This window comes from Anaerolineae bacterium, assembly GCA_013178015.1.
GTDB lineage: Bacteria > Chloroflexota > Anaerolineae > DRVO01 > DRVO01 > Ch71.
In genome coordinates this window covers 14995-33722 of record JABLXR010000046.1, presented here as the reverse complement: position 1 = coordinate 33722, position 18728 = coordinate 14995, and the positions used below count along the sequence as shown (strand labels likewise).

General features: G+C 64.3%; 14 protein-coding genes and 1 tRNA gene. 9 read left to right on the top strand and 6 right to left on the bottom strand.

What is annotated here, in order from left to right:
• Positions 1-40 precede the first annotated feature (40 nt).
• The 4 genes from HPY83_15855 to HPY83_15840 all read right to left on the bottom strand — a co-directional run bounded on the left by HPY83_15855 (position 41) and on the right by HPY83_15840 (position 5972).
• Positions 41-1276, bottom strand: a complete 1236-nt coding sequence (locus HPY83_15855) for a glycosyltransferase (GenBank protein ID NPV09420.1) — start codon at positions 1274-1276, stop codon at positions 41-43.
• A 1358-nt stretch (positions 1277-2634) separates the two neighbouring features.
• Positions 2635-3546 (bottom strand): carbohydrate ABC transporter permease, encoded by a 912-nt coding sequence (locus tag HPY83_15850; protein ID NPV09419.1) that lies wholly within the window; start codon positions 3544-3546, stop codon positions 2635-2637.
• 35 nt (positions 3547-3581) lie between these two features.
• The gene (locus HPY83_15845) at positions 3582-4442 is read right to left on the bottom strand and encodes a sugar ABC transporter permease (GenBank protein NPV09418.1); all 861 of its coding nucleotides are present in this window, start codon (positions 4440-4442) and stop codon (positions 3582-3584) included.
• Between the two features lie 168 nt (positions 4443-4610).
• Entirely contained in the window at positions 4611-5972 is a 1362-nt protein-coding gene (locus HPY83_15840; GenBank protein ID NPV09417.1) for an extracellular solute-binding protein, read from the bottom strand.
• Positions 5973-6481: 509 nt separating this feature from the next.
• Between HPY83_15840 and rsmD the strand changes: the two genes are divergently transcribed.
• The 5 genes from rsmD to HPY83_15815 all read left to right on the top strand — a co-directional run bounded on the left by rsmD (position 6482) and on the right by HPY83_15815 (position 11183).
• Positions 6482-7075 (top strand): 16S rRNA (guanine(966)-N(2))-methyltransferase RsmD, encoded by a 594-nt coding sequence (gene rsmD / locus HPY83_15835; GenBank protein NPV09416.1) that lies wholly within the window; start codon positions 6482-6484, stop codon positions 7073-7075.
• 335 nt (positions 7076-7410) lie between these two features.
• Positions 7411-7484 (top strand) — tRNA-Val (locus tag HPY83_15830).
• A gap of 238 nt (positions 7485-7722) precedes the next feature.
• Positions 7723-9327, top strand: coding sequence for a hypothetical protein (locus tag HPY83_15825; protein NPV09415.1), 1605 nt, complete (start codon positions 7723-7725; stop codon positions 9325-9327).
• 24 nt (positions 9328-9351) lie between these two features.
• A complete protein-coding gene (locus HPY83_15820; protein ID NPV09414.1) occupies positions 9352-10278 on the top strand; it encodes an ABC transporter permease in 927 nt (308 codons plus the stop codon).
• The gene (locus HPY83_15815) at positions 10275-11183 is read left to right on the top strand and encodes an ABC transporter permease (protein ID NPV09413.1); all 909 of its coding nucleotides are present in this window, start codon (positions 10275-10277) and stop codon (positions 11181-11183) included. The genes HPY83_15820 and HPY83_15815 overlap by 4 nt, the downstream gene beginning before the upstream one ends.
• Positions 11184-11241: 58 nt before the next feature.
• On the opposite strand, the gene HPY83_15810 is transcribed toward HPY83_15815, so the two are convergent.
• Positions 11242-13134 (bottom strand): aldehyde ferredoxin oxidoreductase family protein, encoded by a 1893-nt coding sequence (locus HPY83_15810; protein NPV09412.1) that lies wholly within the window; start codon positions 13132-13134, stop codon positions 11242-11244.
• 141 nt (positions 13135-13275) lie between these two features.
• Complete coding sequence (locus tag HPY83_15805) at positions 13276-13689, bottom strand: hypothetical protein (GenBank protein NPV09411.1); 414 nt, start codon at positions 13687-13689, stop codon at positions 13276-13278.
• A 290-nt stretch (positions 13690-13979) separates the two neighbouring features.
• Between HPY83_15805 and HPY83_15800 the strand changes: the two genes are divergently transcribed.
• The 4 genes from HPY83_15800 (at position 13980) to HPY83_15785 (ending at position 18680) form a co-directional block, all read left to right on the top strand.
• Positions 13980-15131, top strand: a complete 1152-nt coding sequence (locus HPY83_15800; GenBank protein NPV09410.1) for a hypothetical protein — start codon at positions 13980-13982, stop codon at positions 15129-15131.
• A 321-nt stretch (positions 15132-15452) separates the two neighbouring features.
• A complete protein-coding gene (locus HPY83_15795; protein NPV09409.1) occupies positions 15453-15662 on the top strand; it encodes a ferredoxin in 210 nt (69 codons plus the stop codon).
• A 352-nt stretch (positions 15663-16014) separates the two neighbouring features.
• Entirely contained in the window at positions 16015-16284 is a 270-nt protein-coding gene (rpsO, locus tag HPY83_15790) for a 30S ribosomal protein S15 (GenBank protein NPV09408.1), read from the top strand.
• A gap of 200 nt (positions 16285-16484) precedes the next feature.
• Entirely contained in the window at positions 16485-18680 is a 2196-nt protein-coding gene (locus tag HPY83_15785) for a polyribonucleotide nucleotidyltransferase (GenBank protein ID NPV09407.1), read from the top strand.
• Positions 18681-18728 lie beyond the last annotated feature (48 nt).

The window sequence follows — 18728 nt, the reverse complement described above, 5'->3', positions numbered from 1 at the left end:
GATCGGCGTACCCCTTCCGCCGGGGCCAGGTGGCCCCGGCTTAGGCTGTGGCTCTAGAGACTGCCAGAGGAGCCAGCTCCGTCCGTTCCAGCACGCTGGAGAAAAGCATGCCGTATTGCCGGCCCACTTCGCGCCACACCCAAGAGCGAGTGTAGGCATAGGCGCGAGCGGCCATGTCCAGGCGGTGATCCTCATCCTGAGCCAACGCCGTCAGAGCCTCGGCGATGGCCTCTGAGTCGCGGAAAGGCACCACAACGCCACGCCCATCCGCCAAGACCTCCCTAGCGTAGGCAAACGGAGTAGCGATGGTGGGCTTGCCGGCGCCCACAGCGTACGCCATTGTGCCACTCACGATCTGCTCCGGGTCCAAGTAGGGCATCAGATAGATATCGGTAGCCTGCAGGTACAGGATGAGTTCTCTGAGCGTCAGATATCGATTGACGAAGACGACGTTGTGCTCGATGCCGAGCTCGTGGCATCGCTGTAGAAGCTTCTGCCTGTAGGCCTCTCCTTCCTTGCGCACGATGGTGGGATGGGTGCGCCCGATGATCAAGTACAGAAGCTGGGGGTGGTCACTGACCACCGACGCGACTGCGTCCAGGGCATATTCGATTCCCTTGCCTGGACCAATGAGCCCGAACGTGGAGACTACCAGCCGGCCTGAGAGCCCCATCTCTGCCTGGCGCAACTGGAGAATCTGGGGCGACCACGCCACATCGGGGATGCCGTGGGGAATGTAGTGAATCTTGCTCGGTGGAGCGCCGCAGGTGCGCACGAGTAGCTGCCGCGCGTTCTGAGCCAGGACTACGATGGCGTCGCTGGAGTTGATGATGGCCTTGGTGACCTCTTTGAAGTGCCCTTCAGGGCGGGAGAGTACCGTGTGAAGGGTGGTTACTAGCGGTGCCCGGAGCGCGTCCACGAAGTCCAGCAGGTACTCACCATCGTCGCCCCGGAAGATGCCATACTCGTGCTGGATGGATACGAGATCGGCCCCGGAGGCGTTGATGCGCCGTGCTGTGTTTCGGTAGCTGGGACGCTGGGCGTCCTCGATGGTGAACTGGACCTCTGGACCGTAGCGATACGAGGCGGGCCAGTCGTTCACCGCACACACGGTGCACTTGCCGACGAGGTCTGGCCACTGGCGCAGGCTCATGACCGTGTCTTGGGTGAAAGTGGCGATGCCGCACTCCCGCGGCGGGTAGGTACCGACTGTCACTACATAGGGGCTGTGCAGCGCTGAGCTCATGGTGAGCTCTGATATGGTTTTCGGTTCCATGTAGCGATCCTCCCAAACGATTACCTAACTGATTGTCAGGTCTGGTCAGATCTTGCCAGACCGCGGACCAGCAAAGCTTGTGTCAAAGGTGAGACAGAACACAGCCTCGTTGGCGGCCGGCTCCGCTGCCGTGGTGGCCTGTCGTTGGCCTAACTGCCTCTGCTCGTGTCCGGGCGATGGGGTTCTGCGGTGGAAGCCACTTCGTCGTGGACGGGCTGCCGGGTGGTGAGGATGGGCGGGCTCACGACCCGAACCGCAGCCTGGTGGTCAGATAGGCGATAACCCCCCGCCCGGTGTTCCATAACTTAGTGATACCGGTCAAGTTCGGCCGGACGGTGTAAACGGCTACAGCCTGCCGTTCACCTGCCCGACTGGGCGGAAAGGTCCCATATCATACCCAGTATACCACCGGTACGCATATCTGACAACCGCTGCCGATGTCCGCGGCGTACCCCAATCTTGGGCAAGTCCGAGGCCGGCGGGGGCAACGGCTTACCGCTGTGCATCGCCCCTTGCCGGTATCACCGCAGGTCCCTGGCCCCAGTCCGTCGCTTCTTGGGCGCCCGTGCGTTGCCATCCCCGCAGTACATGTATCGCGGCAGCGACATGCACCCGTAGCCCCAGAGTCTAGAGGGAGAATCCTCCTACACTATGGTGCACCAGGCCAAAGCCCGTGCCGTAGCCTGCAGGACCGCCCCCGAACGGGACTACAGGGCCCGCTCAGGGACTGGCACTGGCTCGAGGAGTCCTGTGCGGCAGCGGCCGTCCTGATGCGCAGGAGCTTGGTGTCAGTGGCGTCTGGCGCGTGGGCGAGACAACCCCTCGGGAGCCATCACACGCCGGGGGATGGGAGGAGGCGCGGCCCACCCGTTCGCTTCGCTGGGCGCATGCTCTGGGCCAACTGAGAGGCTTCGCCAACTCGGAAGGGGGACTTGGCTCACGCCCGCCCACCGCATCACGAGCCCGCAGTGTGTGATCTACCTGGGCCCTCGGGGGTCGCCAGAAGGAATCCGGGCAGTAGCCGCTCGGGGCACCCTGGGGAGCGCAGGAGCAGTCAGTGATACATCGACTGACGCGCGTTGCCTGTAGCGCTGGGGGAGGACCCACCCAGGGGTGAGGCAAGGTTTTCGCTCGTGTCGCCGACCGCTCCACCGGCAGCCCCGCCGTGGGCGGCCGGCGCGCCAGCAGGCTCCGGCGCGGCGAGCGGGTGGAGGTTGGTGGCAAGAGGCCCTGACTCGGTGTCTGCACCCAGGGGTGCACTTGCCACCGCAATGTAGTGCGCAGGCCCGGCCGAGCAGCGCCCAGGCTCACGGGGAGGGGGCTCGGTGCCCTGAGGGAGGTGGTGAATGACTGGGCTCCTATCCCTTTATGCCGGTAAGAGTGATGCCCTGGATGAAGTACCGCTGGAAGAAGAAGAAGACCAGTAGACAAGGTAGCATGACCAGAGTGGAGTAAGCCATGAGTTGTGCCCACTCAGTTCCATACTTGTTACGGAAAGCCAACAATCCGAGAGGTAGAGTCCACTTGTCAGTACGGTTCAGATAGATGAGTGGGCCCATGAAATCGTTCCAGTTGCCCACAAACGAAAAGATGGCTACGGCCGCCAGAGCCGGCCCCGAAAGGGGAAGTATGATGCGTCCCCAGATCACTAGGGGATTGGCTCCGTCAATGATGGCTGACTCGTCAAGTTCTCGAGGAATGCCCATGAAGAACTGGCGAAGCAGGAAGATGTAGAAGGCGCTCCCGAAGAACGAGGGGACGATCAGGGGCTTGAGTGTGTTGACCCATCCTAGCCTGAAGAAGAGCACGAAGACGGGGATCATGGTGACCTGGCTGGGCAGCATCATGGTCGAGAGCAGAATGCCGAACCAGGCATCTCGGCCGGGCCACTCGATCCTGGAGAAGGCGAAGGCCACGAGCGAGGAAGAGAAGACCAGTCCGACTATGCTGAGCGCCGCAATCAGCACTGAGTTCTTGAGGTACGTGAGAGTGGGAACAGACGTCACGGCGTCGACGTAGTTCTGAAACACTACAGGGGAGGGTATCCAGACAGGAGGCTGTTGCCACACTTGCTCTGCCGCTTTGAGAGAGGTGGACAGCATCCACACAAAGGGCATGACGAAGGCTATGCTACCCGCCGACATCACCATGTATAGGCTGGCGTCGCGCACAAGGCGCAGCTGCTGCCTTCTCCGGCGGCTGGCTCGCGCGGCTATCACAGAGAAGTCGAGCGAGTGCGCAGCGGCCGGGTCACTCGCCTTAGTTACCATGAGGTCGCTCCGTGAGGCACCGGCCTCGTCATGGGCTAGCGACCGGCCGTGGGCGCTGCTGCCTCGTAGTACACCCACCGGCCCGCCAAGCGGAACTGCACCAGTGTCAGAGCCAGCACGATGAAGAAGAGGACCCAGGCCATGGCGGAAGCGTAGCCCATCTTGAAGAAGCGGAAGGCGTTCTGGTAGAGATAGAGGACGTAGAAGAGGGTCGAGTTCACCGGGCCCCCGTTGGTCATGACGTAGGCCTGGGTAAAGACCTGGAACGACCCAATGAACCCCATCACCAGGTTGAAGAAGATGGTGGGGGTGATCATGGGGATGGTGATGTTACGGGTCTTCTGCCACCAGTTGGCCCCATCCACCATGGCAGCCTCGTAGAGCGACTCAGGAATGCCCTGCAAGCCGGCCAGGAAGATCACCATGGTGCCGCCAATTCCGAACACGCTCATAAGCACTAATGCTGGCTTGGACCACGCCGGATCCTGAAGCCACCGCGGACCGCTGATTCCCAGGCGAGCCAGGACATCGTTGACGAGGCCAAGGGTTGGATCGAACAGCCAGAGCCAGAGCATGGACACGGCCACGCCGGAGACGACAGAGGGCATGTAGTAGGCGGTGCGGAAGAGGTTCTCGCCCTTAAGGCCCTGATTGAGCAGGATGGCTATGGCCAACGCGACGACGATGCCGAGGGGAACCTGCAGGACGGTGTAGTAGGCTGTGTTGTAGATGCTGATCCAGTACCGCGGGTCGTTGGAGAACATCCTGGCAAAGTTCTCGACTCCAATGAACCGGGCGGGCTTGAGCACCGAGTATTCGCTCAGGCTGAAGTAGACTGAGGCAATCATGGGCCCCAGGGTGAAAACGAGGAAACCTATGATCCAGGGGCTGGCCATGCCATACCCCCAGGCCACACGGCCCCACCACCGAGGGCGACTCAGGCCAGGGCTTCTGCTGGAGACGGTCACCGCGCGTCCTCCACACCGGCGAAAGGCAATCCGAGCTGCCGCGTCAAGCGGCCGGGCACACCCAGAGAACCTGTGTGTGCCCGGCCCTCTATTATGTCAGGAGCAAGCCCCTTCAGGCCAGTCGAAAGTAGTAAACAGCTCGTTGAGTTCCGCCTCGATATCGGTGAGGGCCTGCTCAGCCGTCTGCATGCCCAGAGTGACGGCCTCTATGGCCGGCTGGACCAGGCCGTTGAAGGGGGCCCAGCCCGGCAACCGAGGCCAGGCCGTCCCGTACTCAGCCAGGTGCTCGCTCACAGCTTGCATCACCGGGCTCTGCATGTACTCGGCCTGCTCCGCGGCGCTGATGCGCGGCGGCACGTAGCCCCACTGCTGGTTGAAGGTGGCCAGGGCCTCCGGCTCCATGTGGCTCTTGAGCACCTCCCAGACAGCATCAGGGTACTTCGTAGTGGTAGAGACGGCCAGGAAGTCGGTGTTGGTGGTGGCTACGCGCTTCTCCTTGAGGGGCGGGTTGGGAACGACAAGGTACTCCGCCTTATCAGGGGCATTCTGCTGCATGACGGTGTACCAGTAACCCGGGTGGCCATACTGAATCACCACTTGGCCCGTGGCGATGTAGGGGATGGGGGAGTCGGGCAGAGGTGAGGCCGCTTGGGGAGCGGCCGCGTTGTTCCGCTTGCCGATCCAGTCCAGAGCCCAGAAGCCCTTCTCGTTTATGAAGGCGGGCATGCAGTTCTGGATCATGGCCTGCCCGGCGGCCTCCACCACCAGGAAGAACTCCTCGGTGCTGTTCTGGGAGGAGGCACCCATCCGAATGACCTTGCCTCCCTCGAGGAGAGTCAGTGCGGAGGCGGCGTCGAGGAAGTCGTCGAAAGTCCAGTCGTCGGATATCTCCACACCGGCCTCGTCGGCGATGTCCTTGCGGTAGCAGTAATGACGGGGGCTGGTGAGCTGCGGCAAGGCCCAGACTTTGCCCAGCCACGAGGTATCTGACAGGGCGCTGGGGAAGAAGTCATCCCGAGTGCCCCAGTCGTCTAGGTAGTCGTCCAGAGGGCGGGCCAGATCGTTTACCACGAGCACGGGAACGGTGTCCGAGCTCTCGCGGAAGATGTCCGGCATGGCCCCAGCAGCCTTGGAGGTAAGAAGCTTCTCCTCGAGCGTGCCCCAGTCCATGGGCACAATGTTGATCGTGATTCCGGGGTACTTCTCCTTGGCGGCGACATGGACAACATCGTTGGCGTACTGCATGTACTCGTCGGAAAAGTCTACCAGGATCTCGATGGAAAACTGCTCCTCGGCCGCGGCCGGTGCTCCCTCAGCGGGGGCGCTAGCGGTAGCCTCCGTGGCGGCACGCTCAGCGCTGGGAGCCGGCGTTGCGCCACAGGCCGAGAGAGCGGCGACAACCCCTGTGGCCATGGCTCCACGGAGCACAGCCCGTCTGGTCGGTTTCTGGCGTGACATCGGCATCCTCCTTGCCCTTGTGGGGTGACATGGCTCTAGGCAGGCTCTGGTTGCGCCTAGGGCATGTGCGGCCTTCAAGCACGGTGTGGGCAGTGGAGCCCATTCCGTGCGGCAGTCGTTGGGTGGCCAGAGTCTTCACGATAGGACTGCAGCAAGGCTACTGAAGGCAGTTCCTTCTGTCAAGGCCTCTGCGGCAGGGTAGACGCCTCGAGACTAGGGCAGTTGCTTCTGGTTAGGCCGGTCAGATGCTGACTCCTGGCGAGTAGGGCCGAGGCACCGGGCGCTCGCCAAGACAGACGTCGTGCCTAGGGCGACGCGATGAAGGCCCCGAAAGGCCATCCATCGTGTCCGGTTGCCGGGTCTGACTGCACATGACGTCTGTCGCAGGACGTCAGGCCGCGTGCAGTGCTCATCGGAGCCTTGCGACTGGGGAGACGGTGCGCTACAAGAACTACTAGCGCGGTCACGAAGAAGGGACAGATCACTGTGGGCCGGAGGTAAGGAAGGCGGTGCGGGTGATTGCGGGTGAGGCCAAGGGCCGGCGCCTGAAGTCGGTACCGGGCGATACCACTAGGCCGGTGACGGACCGGGTCAAGGAAGCGGTCTTCGACATACTTCAGCCCGAGATCACGGGGGCCACCTTCCTGGACCTCTTTGCCGGCACGGGGGCCGTGGGCATCGAGGCTCTGAGCAGAGGGGCCGCCCAGGCCACCTTCGTGGACCGGAGCGCTCGGGCGGTGGCGACGGTGCAAGAGAACTTGCGCCTAACCGGGCTAGCTCAGCGAGCCCGGGTGGTACGCGAGGACTCGTTCCGGTACCTCGAACGCAGCCCCGACTGCTTCGACATCGTCTATGTGGCGCCACCCCAATATCAGGGGCTGTGGGAGAAGGCTCTAAGGGCACTGGACCGGGAGGTGTCTGCCGCGAGGGACTTGGTGGTGGTACAGATTCACCCCAAGGAGTATCGCTCGCTCGATCTTGCCTACTTGACGCTCGAGGATGATCGCAGGTACGGAAGTACCCGTGTGCTCTTCTACGCAAGAGCTCGGGATCGAGGGGAGGGGTGTGCCCCGCCCGCAGTCGCCGGTTGCAGACCCGGCTAGGTGGCTGCTTGGCAGGCCGGCAGGCCAGGTTCTCCGGCCCATAGAAGGGCGACGCGATGGTTCTCACGTTACCCTTGAGGAGTCCGCGTACCGGGGGTGGTGGGAGGAGGGGCGTGCGTGGGGGCGCGGTGCTCAGCCCAAGGTGCATCAGGCGCAGCGGGCGCGCGGCTGCTCGCGCCCCTCGTAGCACGGAGCTCCTGCAGTGCACTCAGGGCTTGCTCTAGGGCCCTGAGTGCGGCGGGCGACGGGATGCTGTTGGCCGATGAGAGCTGCCGCCTGGGGACTTGCCGCTAGTGGTCGGGATGGCTATACTCCTTGTAGACACTGGTGCTTCGGGGCGAGTAGCTCAGCTGGTTAGAGCGCACGGTTCACATCCGTGAGGTCGTAGGTTCGAATCCTATCTCGCCCATCAGCGGATAGATCCTGGAGGCCTGGACGCATGACCTGCGGCTGGGCCTTTCAGTTTGTTGGGGGTTCGGCAGGCCACAGAGGGGCTTGACTCGTGCTTCGCCGGGGCGTCGCATGTATAATGCGCACCGGCTTCGCAGCGTGAGGTCGGTCAGGTTCGTGCATACGGTAAATTGCGGCCCCGCCCATCGTGACGGGGGCGCATTCTAGTATGGCGCGGCGTTCGGGAGGCGGCATCGGTGGAAAGAGGTTGGCGTACTCCGCTCTTGCTGGTGGTTCTAGCCTTGGCGGCGGTTGGGTGCGCCGCTCCTGGCACCAGCCCGTCTCCAGCCGGGTCAAGGCTCGTGTACGGCCTGACTCTCGCTCCTTCCGGTATAGACCCGCATATTGATGTCTCCTCTGAGCTCGGCATCCCGCTGAGCAGTGTCTACGATACGCTCGTCTACCGATCGGAGGAGGGGGAGTTTCTCCCCATGCTGGCCGAGTCCTGGGACGTGTCTGAGGACGGCACCGTCTACACCTTCCGTCTGCGGCGCGGCATCCGATTCCACGACGGAACTGACTTCGACGCTGCCGCGGTAAAGCGCACCCTGGATCGCGTCGCCGACCCGAACACCGGATCCCGCAAAGCGGTGGTGCTGCTGGGGCCATACGAGGGATGCCGGGTTCTGGACCAGTACACTTTGGCTGTGTACCTTCGCGAACCCTTCGCTCCTTTGCTCGATTCGTTCAGCCAGGTTTATCTGGCGCCGGCCTCGCCAGCGGCGCTGGATCGGTGGGGGGATGAGTACCAGTTCCACCAGGTCGGCACCGGTCCGTATATGATGAGGGACTACGCCCCCAATGATCATCTGACGCTCGTGCGCAACCCCGCCTATGTTCCGCCGCCCGGGATCTTCCGGCACGAGGGGCTGCCTGAGGCCGGGGAAGTCGAGTTCAGGTTCCTGGTGGAACCGGCCATCCGATTGCTGGCTCTGGAGGCCGGCGACGCGGATGTAGTAGGGGAGATACCGCCTCAGGATGCTGCCAGGATCGAGACCAGCGAGGACCTGTACCTCGTGCCCACCCGAATCCCCGGGCTACCGCTCGTCGGATTCTTGAATACAACCGCGTTCCCTACCGACGACCTCGACGTCAGGCGGGCTCTTGTCCTTGGGGCCGACCGGACTCAGCTGGTGCGGACGGTCTTCGGAGACTACTCCCCGGTAGCGGTGGGTCCCTTGTCCCACAACCACACTCACTACAGTTCTGCGGTCGAGGCTCTGTACCCTGAGGCGGATGTGCAGCAGGCGGCAGCGCTTCTGGAGGAAGCCGGGTGGACGATGGCTGATGACGGCCTAAGGTACCGGGATGGACAACCGCTGCAGTTGCAGGCGTATGTGATGACCTGGGGCCTAGTCCCGGAGGTGGCGGAGCTGCTGCAGGCGCAGTGGCGTGCCCTGGGGGTGGACTTGGTGCTCAACGAAGTCACGTTCACTGCCGCCTTAGCGGCGGTGGCGGAGAACCGCCACAACCTTATCTTCTGGTCTGAGCCGGGAACTGACGGCGATCTGCTGCGATCTTTCTTCCACACCGAAAGCATCGGCGTCCGGAACTGGAGCCGCGTCTCGTCGCCCGAGTTGGATGCTTTGCTCGATCAAGCCCGGGCGGAGGGAGACCCTCAGAGGCGAGCCGAGCTGTACGGCCGTGCTCAGACCCTCATCATGGAGGAAGCTCTCATCCTACCCATCCGTGACTACGTCAACCTCAACGGAGTTCGTCGGTGCGTGAGCGATCTGCGCTTCGACAGCAGGGGATGGTTCCCCGTCCTCCATGATCTCCGGCTTTCCGGGTCCTGCCGCTAGTACCTGCCGGGACGCCCCATAGCGGTGCGCCCGGCTCAGATTCCCAGGCGCCTGGCTGGCCTGTCGCTGTCCTTGCTGGCGGTGGTGACGGCCGTCTTCCTCATGATGCGGGCCCTACCGGGCGATCCGGTGGAGGCCATGTTGGCGGAGGCAGGGGCACCCCCAGAGCAGGTCCAGCTATGGCGACGCCGGTATGGTCTGGACCGTTCCCTCGCTATCCAGTACGTGCTCTACCTCGGATCGCTAGCGCGGGGCGACCTGGGCGAGTCCATACTGTATCGGCGCCCAGTGACGACGCTCATCGGGGAGCAGTTCCCCAGTACTGCGGCTCTGTCACTGGCTGCCTTCGCGGTGGCTCTGGTGCTGGGGGGGAGCCTGGGTATGGCCGGAGCTTTGGGTCGTGGCACGCCACTGGACTGGCTGTCGCGCCTGCTGGCGGTGGGTAGTGTGTCGCTGCCCACCTACTGGACGGGCATACTGGCGGTCATGGCCTTCAGCGCTGGCCTGCGATGGTTTCCCGCCAGCGGCGAGGGCTCGTGGCGGCACTTAGTGCTGCCTGCGTTGACCCTCGGGCTCGCCTCGGCAGGGGTAGTGGCTCGGGTGACGCGAGTAGCGGTGCTGGAGGCAGCATCGTCACCTCACGTTCAGGTGGCGCGGTCCAAGGGGCTTCCCGATGGGCTTCTGTTGGTGCGACACGTGCTGCGCAACGCTGCCCCCACAGTGGTCACACTCCTGGGCCTACAAGCCGGTTTCCTTCTCGCTGGCACTGCCATCACCGAGACAGTCTTCTCCCGCCGGGGGGTCGGCCGGCTGCTGGTGCAGGCCGTCGTGACCAAGGACTACCCCCTGGCTCAGGGGTGCATCATGTTCGCCGCCCTCACGTACACGCTGGCGAACGCGATCAGTGACGTCGCCGCGGCCTGGTTGGATCCGAGGGTCCGCGAACCGTGAGCGTGCCGGCGCGCCGGTTCCCCATACCCACCCGCCATTACCCGCGGCGCCATCCACCCATCCGGCGCCCATCGCTTCTGGACCTGCCTGTAGCCCGGGCCGGAATGGCACTTCTGATTCTCATCGCTGCGGCGGTGGTGGTGGGGCCGGCGGTGGTGGGGCGGAGCCCCGAGGCAGTCCAGGTGGAGGCGGCCCTCCGTCCGCCTCAGTCGGCCTACCCTCTGGGGACTGACATGTTCGGCAGGGACGTGCTGAGCAGGCTGCTCCACGGCGGCAGGCTATCCCTGGGTGCGGGCGTGGCCGCCGTCCTGGTGGCCCTCGTGGCGGGCTCGTTTCTGGGCATCGTGGCCGGCTACCGGGGCGGGTTACTGGATGAGCTAATCTCCGCCGGAGCCAATGTGCTGCTGGCCTTCCCCGGGCTGCTGTTGGCGCTGGTGCTCACGTGGCTTCTGGGGCGAGGGATCGAGAACGCGGCGCTAGGGGTAGCGGTCGCCGGCGTTCCCGTCTACATCAGGCTGGCCCGGGCTCGTGTGCGCCAACTGCGGAGGGCGGCGTACGTGCGAGCGGCTCAGGCGGTCGGGGCCCGGGAGGGTCGAATACTACTACGTCACATTCTGCCCAACGCCGCCTCTCAGCTCATATCCGTGGCAGTGCTGGACCTGGGATGGGCCATCCTCCACGTCTCCGCCATATCGTTCTTGGGCGTGGGCGCCCGCCCGCCTCAGCCGGAGTGGGGGCTCATGCTAGCGGAGTCCCGGTCGTATCTGCGGCAGGCGCCATGGCTGGGAGTGGCCCCAGGGGCCGCCATCGCCGCAACCGTCCTGGCCGCCAACCTCTTGGCCGACGCGGTTCAGGTACGACTCGACCCCGCTGGTCCCTATCACCTTCGCCCGGCGAGGGGCTGAGGGGACGAGAGAGAGGCGGGACGAGCGTCCCGCCTCCGGGGCAAGGGGTCGGCCGCTCCTATGGAAGGATGTCGGCCACCCACTCCAGGTCCAGTTCCATCAACTTGGCTCGGGTGCTGCGGCCCTCCTCGTCCAGGCCAGCCATCTGGTAGTACCAGTCCAGCGAACGACTCAGCTCCTCTTGGGTGATGGCGTAGCCATCCGATGCCCCACCCTTCTTGGGCTCAAAGCAGCGTCGGGGTAGCCAATCGTCCTTGCGCGTCAGCCCCTCGCGGGTATTGAAGGCTCTCATCATGTGCAGCCTTCTCTCGCCCACTTTCATCAGCTCGAAGAGGGTCACGTCCCAGCCGGTGACAGCGCGCATGGCCTCCACCAATTGCGATGGCCCATAGATCTGCCACCCGGGCCCCCACACGAACTGGCAGGTGCCCACCGTATCCAGGAGGCTGTAGAAGCACTCGGTGTAATAGGCGAAGCGCACCTTTCCCTGGTCCAGGACAAGGGCGTCCTCGGGCGTGAGAAGGTCGAGACTGGCAAGCCGCTCGAGCTTCATGGGCGCGGCCGAAGGCTCGTACGAGGGGTCGTGCTCGTGAGACATATGATCAGCGCCGAAGGGGTTGACGGAGTAGATGGTAGCCAGGGAGCGCTTCACCTCGGGCATGTGGGCGGGCAGCTCCTGCTTCTTCACCGCGACGACGTATCGCTCAGCTCCTCGCCCCAGCTTCTCCGCGGCGCGGGCGCTTCCCTCTGCCAAGAGGTCACCAATGCCCTCGCGCTTGCCGATCATCTCCAGCAACTGGACCATGGCCTCCGCGTTGCCGAAGCGCAGCTCGATGCCACCCGTGTCCGCCGTCGTCAGGATGCCGTTCTCGAAGCAGTCCATGGCAAAAGCGATGGTGGCCCCGGCGGAGATGGTGTCCAGCCCGTACTTATTGCAGAGCTCATTGCCCTTCGCCACGGCAGACAGGTCGCCGATGCCGCAGTAGCTGCCAAGGGTGGCGATGGTCTCGTACTCGGGACCGCCATAGTGAGGATCCACGTCCCAGCGGTCTTCGTGCACTTCCACCACTCGTTTGCAGCGCACGGCGCAGCCGTAGCAGGTGTCCCGCTCCTTGAGGATGGTCCTGGACATGGTCTCGCCGCTGAGAGCCTCGTAATGCTCGAAGACTCCACTGGACCAGTTCCGCGTGGGAAGGCCGCCCGCCTCCTGCTGGTCCGGCACGCCGAAGGCGGTGCCGTGCAGGGCGGTATTGCCGATGATGTCCACGTTCTCGGCACCCCAGCGGGCCAACTGGCTAAGGGCCTGGCGGTCGTGGATCTCGGGCCGGCCTGTGCCGCGCACGGCGATGGCCTTGAGCTTCTTGGAACCCATGACGGCGCCCATGCCGGTGCGGCCGGCAGCGCGGTTGCTCATGTTCATCACCGCGGCATAGCGGACCAGTTTCTCCCCGGCAGGTCCGATCTGCAGCACTTCCACCTTGGGATCGCCCAGCTCCTCGCGGATGGCCTGCTCGGCCTCGCCGGTGATCTTGCCCCACAAGTGCGAGGCGTCGCGGAGCTCGGCCTGCCCGTCGTGCAGCCAGAGGTAGACCGGCTTGGGCGACTGGCCGCGCACGACGATGGCGTCAAAGCCTGCTCGCTTGAGTTCGGCAGGCCAGAAGCCTCCGCCCTGAGCGTCGCCGATGGCCCCGGTGAGCGGGCTCTTAGCGTTGACCATGACCCGGCTCTGACCGCTGATGGGCGCTCCGGTCAGGACGCCCACGGAAACCACGAGCACATTCTCGGGCCCCAGGGGGTCGGCTCCAGCCGGCACATCCCTCAGTATGTAGTGCATAGCCAGGGCGCTGCCACCCATGTATGTGCGATAGAAGCGCTCATCGGGCTCTTCGATGGTCAGGCTGCCTTCGCTCAAGTTGACGTGCAGTATGCGGCCCGCGTATCCGTAAGGCACCGGTTCTCCTCCTCGGCATGTAGTGGAAGTGCTCTGATTAGAGGCAAAAAGACACGGCCTGCAGGCGCACCCCCGGCCAGTCGAGGCGCGGGGGCCGCCCAGGGTAGACCATCCCTCCTGGTTATGCGCACGGACTGTGGATCAGGCGCCTTTGCCTTCGGCGCCCTGCTTGAGCCCCCCTAGCCAAGTCTCGCAGATGTTCGCTGCCTCCTGTTCGCTCTTGGACTTGCGCAGCGAGGCCATGAAGCCGGTGATCTCGGCGGCTCCCGTCACCCGCGTCTTGTCGCCGTCTGCCTGCAGACGGAACGACTGGCGGCTGTTCCCCGTCCGCCAGGCAAGGGTCTTCAGCCTCTCAACCTGGGTGATGGTGCCCACTGCCGGCTTGCCGTCGCACACGTACTGGAACGTAGCGCCGGGGAAGAACTCCTCGCCATCCAGCATCCTGCCCTGGGTGATCCTGGGGTTCCAGGAAGGCCAGGTCGTTACGTCTCCCAATAGAGACCACACTTTACTCGGCGTTGCGTCGATAACGACCTCGCGCTGGGCTGCGGCCATCGTCCCACCTCCTGCTCCGTGACCTCTCCAGTCGGGCGAGCCAGCGAAACGCTGCAAATACTATAGCACAATGCCGGAATGGTTCAAGAGCTAGTGCGCCTGTGTTCGGGCCGCGGCGCGGACGATCTGGCGCCGAAGGCGTCTGCAGGAAGGGTGTCGGCTGAGGGGCCGAGTGCCAGAATCTCTCGGTCACCGAAGTGCCACATTTGCCCGGTCAGTTATGCTAGTGACATCCAGGGCAGGAGGCAATAGCATGGCCAAAAGGGGACCCACGAGCGCAGGCGGCAGCAGTGGTGGAGGCCGTGCGCCAGGGCCAGTCGCTGCGCTCGGTGGCGAGAGGCTTTGGGGTGGCACTGAGCACGCTGCAGTATTGGGTGAAGCGGGCGGAGGGTAAGCCAGTGGAGCTGGTGGACTGGACAAGCCACAGTCCCGGGCCAAAGCACCCACCTAGCCGCTGCAGCCAGGAGCTTGAGGACATGGTGCTTGAGGCACGCCGCTACCTCAAAGAGGAGGATGCCCTTGGCTACCACGGCGCTCTGGCCATCAGGGGCTACCTGCTTGAGCTTGGCCTGAAGCCGCCCAGTGAGCGCACCATCAACCGCATCCTCGAACGCCGCGGCGCCTTCGATGGCACCCGCCGCCAGCGTTTCCTCGCCCCTCCTCGCGGCTGGTACCTGCCTGAGGTGGCAGAGGGGCGCTTGGAGCTGGACCTTTGGGATAGGATCGAGGGCCTGGTGATAAAGGGCGGGCCTGAGGTTGAGGTGCTCAACGTCATCTCTCTTCATGGCCGTCTGGCCGGCTCCTTTCCCAAGGAGAACCTCACCGCTGTCTTGGTGCGCCAAGGCCTGCTTGAGCACTGGCATAGGTGGGGCCTTCCTGGCTACGCTCAGTTTGACAATGACACCCTCTTTCAGGGACCGCACCAGCATGCCGACACCATCGGCTCCGTCAGCCGCCTTTGCCTGTGCCTGGGCGTCGTGCCCGTGTTTGTGCCCCCGGGCGAGCTGGGCTTTCAAGGTCCCATCGAGCACTTCAATGGCGACTGGCAGACCCACGTCTGGCACCGCTTCCAGCACGAGTCCTTGACCGGGCTGGTGGGCCAGTCCGACCTCTACCTCACCAGGCATCAGGCTCGCACCGCCCATCGCCGGGAAGGCGCTCCCCAAAGGCGTCCCTTCCCCCATGACTTCCAGCTCGACCTGCAGGCTCATCCCACTGGCCAGATGATCTACCTCCGTCGCAGCAATGACTACGGCCAGGTCTCCTTGCTCGGTCACACCTTCCCCGTTGATGCCCACTGGACTCAGCGGCTAGTGCGCTGCCAGGTACACCTCGACGAAGGTGTGATCCGCTTCTATGCCCTGCGCCGCCGAGCCCCGCAGACGCAGCCTCTCCTGAGGGAGTTGCCCTACCAACTGCCCCGGAGACACTTCCGTGAGTGACCGACGAATTGTGGCACTTCCGCGTTACTGTAATGACCGACCAATTGTGGCACTTGGCCGCTGAGGTCTCAAGGGTGCGCCAGGATTCCCGGGCGCCACGCCGGGTTTGCGGCGACTCCAGGGGATGCCTACGAACACACCTACGTGCATGCTGTGCGGACGGCCGCCCTGTCTGGCAACGGGGCGCACCGGGGTATCGGGCCGGCCTGGTGCGCTGCTTGAGAAGCCGAAACTTGATGCGGAGGCGGTACCTGGCCTAGTATTGCGGCGGTCATACCCAGGGCAGTCGCAGGACTGCCGCCATACTCCGTGGAGGCTGCAATGAAGATAGCCATCGAGCGTGACGAGTGCATCGGCTGCGGCAACTGCACTGACATCGCACCGGACGTGTTCGAGCTGGACGACGAGGGGATCTCGACTGTCGTGAACCCCGCCGGCGCCGACGAGGATACCATCCGGGAAGCAGCCGAGAGCTGTCCGGTGGACTGCATCATTCTGTCCGACGACGAGGGGAATCAGATCTATCCCTGAGCCGATCGCGACTCGGTGCGTTCGGGCTATCGTCCGAAGCGCCTGTCGACCGGGCCCGTTCGCTCGCTGGCGGGTCCGGTTGCCGTTTCAGGCGGGGCTAGCGGCATGGTGCGTAGGGTGCCACTGTCAAGCTGAGGCTGAGGACACCTTGGGCTGAGCCCCCCGGTGTCGGGCGAGATCGGAGGCGCTCCGATCTGTCGGCGTCGAGGACAGTGCACAGCTCGGCTTGGGCAGCGCGGCAGCGGCCGGCCAGCCTTTTGCGGAGAAGTGGTCTGGAGCCTATAATGGTTGCCAACCAGGGAAACCATGCTTGGCGGGCTGAGTCGCGGACAGGTAGTGAAAGGAGCTATGCGTGGCACTGACTAGGGATCAGAAGTCTGAGATAATACAGGTATACCACACCCACGAATCCGACACCGGTTCGCCCGAGGTGCAGATAGCCCTGCTGACCACTCGAATCAACAGCCTGGTGTCTCACTTGCAGGAGCACAAGCACGACGAGCACTCACGACGGGGTCTGCTGAAACTGGTGGGTCAGAGGCGTCGGCATCTAGCCTATCTCAGGCGCACCGATCCCGAGCGGTACCGTACTATCATCGAGCGGCTCGGCCTACGCAGGTAAGCCGAGCGGATTCAGCATTTCGAGAAGCGAGTAGGCGGCCCCAGGGACGGCTACTCGCTTCTCGTTTGAAGCGGCGACAGGTTAGCTACTAGGAGCGAGCGCGCCAGGAGGTATAGGGATTGGCGTCTGCCACTCACGGACGTGGTGGGCAGACGCCAGTGCCTATCCTCCCGGCCCCCTCGCCCGATGGAGGAAAGGCGATGTTACGCAACTACACCACTCGTGTTGGCCAACAAGAGGTAACGCTAGAGACCGGGCGGCTGGCCGGTCTCGCCGACGGGGCAGTGACGGTTCACTGTGGAGATATGGTACTCCTGGTGACGGTCACAGCCTCCGATGAGCCCCGTGAGGGTATAGACTTCCTGCCCCTCATGGTGGACTTCGAGGAGCGCCTCTACGCTGCCGGCCGCATTCCAGGAGGATACATCAAGCGCGAGGGCCGTCCCAGCGAGGAAGCCATCCTCACGGGTCGCCTGGTAGATCGCCCGCTGCGCCCCCTGTTCGACAAGAGCATCCGCAACGACATACAGGTGATCATTACCGCCTTGTCGGCGGATCCGGAAGTGCTCATGGACGTGCTCGCCATTCTGGGCGCCTCGGCCGCCCTAATGATCTCCGACATCCCCTTCGGCGGTCCGGTAGGAGCGGTGCGAGTGGGGTATGTGGATGGTCAGTTCGTGTTCAACCCCACTGTGTCGCAGATGGAGGCGAGCACCCTAGATCTGCGGCTGGCCGGCACCGAGGACGCCATCCTGATGGTGGAAGCGGGAGCACAGGAAGTCCCTGAGGAACTACTGGTTCGCGCCCTGCGCGAGGGCCACGCTGCCATCCAGGATAGCATCGTGGTGCAGAGACGCATGGCCGAGGAGATTGGCAAACCGAAGCGGGAGATGATAACGCGCTCACCCGACCCGGAGCTCTTGAGCGACGTGACCGCGCGCTTTCAGGACCGCATCGCCGAGGCCGTGCGAACGACCGCGTCTAAGGAAGAGCGCTCGCAGGCCCTGGATGCGCTTCGCGACGAGCTTCTGGCGGGCACCGAGGACGATCAGGAACGTGCTCGTAGCTTGGCCGACGCCTTCGAGAGCGTCTTCCAGAAGGTGGTGCGCAGCGAGATCCTGGAGCACCGGCGGCCGGACGGAAGGGACTGGGAAGAGATACGTCCGATCAGCGCCGAGGTGGGGCTTCTGCCCCGAGCTCACGGCTCGGGGTTGTTCACTCGGGGAGAGACCCAGGTCCTGAGCGTGGTGACGCTAGGGACTGCGAGCGACGAGCAGATGCTCGACACGCTCAGCGCCGAGGAAAGCAAGCGCTACATGCACCACTACAACTTCCCGCCCTTCAGCGTCGGTGAGGCCCGTCCGCTTCGCGGACCCGGCCGCCGCGAGATAGGGCACGGGGCGCTGGCTGAGCGGGCTCTCCTGCCCGTCGTGCCCTCTGAGGAGCAGTTCCCCTACACCATGCGTGTGGTGAGCGAAGTGCTCTCCTCCAACGGCTCGACCTCGATGGCCAGCGTCTGTGGCAGCTCCCTGGCCTTGATGGACGCTGGGGTGCCAATATCGCGGCCGGTGGCGGGGATAGCCATGGGGCTGGTTAAGGAGGGCGACCGGTACGCCGTGCTCAGCGACATTCAGGGCATGGAGGATCACCTGGGCGACATGGACTTCAAGGTGGCTGGCACCCGGGACGGCGTGACGGCGCTCCAGATGGACATCAAGGTCAAAGGGCTATCGGACGAGATCCTGGCCCGGGCCCTGGAGCAAGCACGCGTAGGGCGGCTATTCATCCTGGACAAGATGGCGGAGGCTATCGCCGAGCCGCGTCCTCAGTTGTCGCCGCATGCTCCCAGGATCACCATGCTCAAGATAGACGTCTCCAAGATCGGAACGGTGATCGGCCCCGGAGGCAAGACGGTTCGGGGTATCATCGAGGAGACGGGGGTGAAGATAGACATCGAGGACGATGGCACTGTGCTGATCGCCTCCGACGATGCGGCCGCGGCCGAGCTGGCCCGACGTCGTGTCGAGGCGCTGGTGGAGGAGGCCCAGATCGGGCGCATCTACACCGGCAAGGTGGTCCGTACCACCGACTTCGGAGCTTTCGTCGAGATCCTGCCCGGCACCGACGGGCTGGTCCACATCTCTCAGCTGGCCGACTACCGGGCCGAGAAGGTCGAGGACGTGGTGCACGTGGGAGACGAGATCATGGTCATGGTGACCGACATAGAGCCAGGCACCGGCCGCATTCGCCTATCTCGGCAAGCGGTTCTCGAAGGCTGGACCACCGAGGAAGCGCGGGAGCGAGACCGCGCCATCTCCCGGCCGCAGGGCGGACGCCCCCGCCGGGGTGGCGACGGTGGAGGTGGCCGGCCGCAGGGGCGCCGAGACCGGCGCTAGATCACCTCAGGGGGTAGCCGCCGGCTACCCCCGTTCTTCTTCGGCATT

What these genes read in the sequence shown, in the direction of transcription:
- HPY83_15855 (NPV09420.1), bottom strand. Translation starts at nt 1,276, where the DNA reads ATGGAACCGAAAACCATATCAGAGCTCACCATGAGCTCAGCGCTGCAC.
- HPY83_15850 (NPV09419.1), bottom strand. Translation starts at nt 3,546, where the DNA reads ATGGTAACTAAGGCGAGTGACCCGGCCGCTGCGCACTCGCTCGACTTC.
- HPY83_15795 (NPV09409.1), top strand. Translation starts at nt 15,453, where the DNA reads ATGAAGATAGCCATCGAGCGTGACGAGTGCATCGGCTGCGGCAACTGC.
- HPY83_15845 (NPV09418.1), bottom strand. Translation starts at nt 4,442, where the DNA reads ATGGCCAGCCCCTGGATCATAGGTTTCCTCGTTTTCACCCTGGGGCCC.
- HPY83_15805 (NPV09411.1), bottom strand. Translation starts at nt 13,689, where the DNA reads ATGGCCGCAGCCCAGCGCGAGGTCGTTATCGACGCAACGCCGAGTAAA.
- HPY83_15840 (NPV09417.1), bottom strand. Translation starts at nt 5,972, where the DNA reads ATGTCACGCCAGAAACCGACCAGACGGGCTGTGCTCCGTGGAGCCATG.
- HPY83_15785 (NPV09407.1), top strand. Translation starts at nt 16,485, where the DNA reads ATGTTACGCAACTACACCACTCGTGTTGGCCAACAAGAGGTAACGCTA.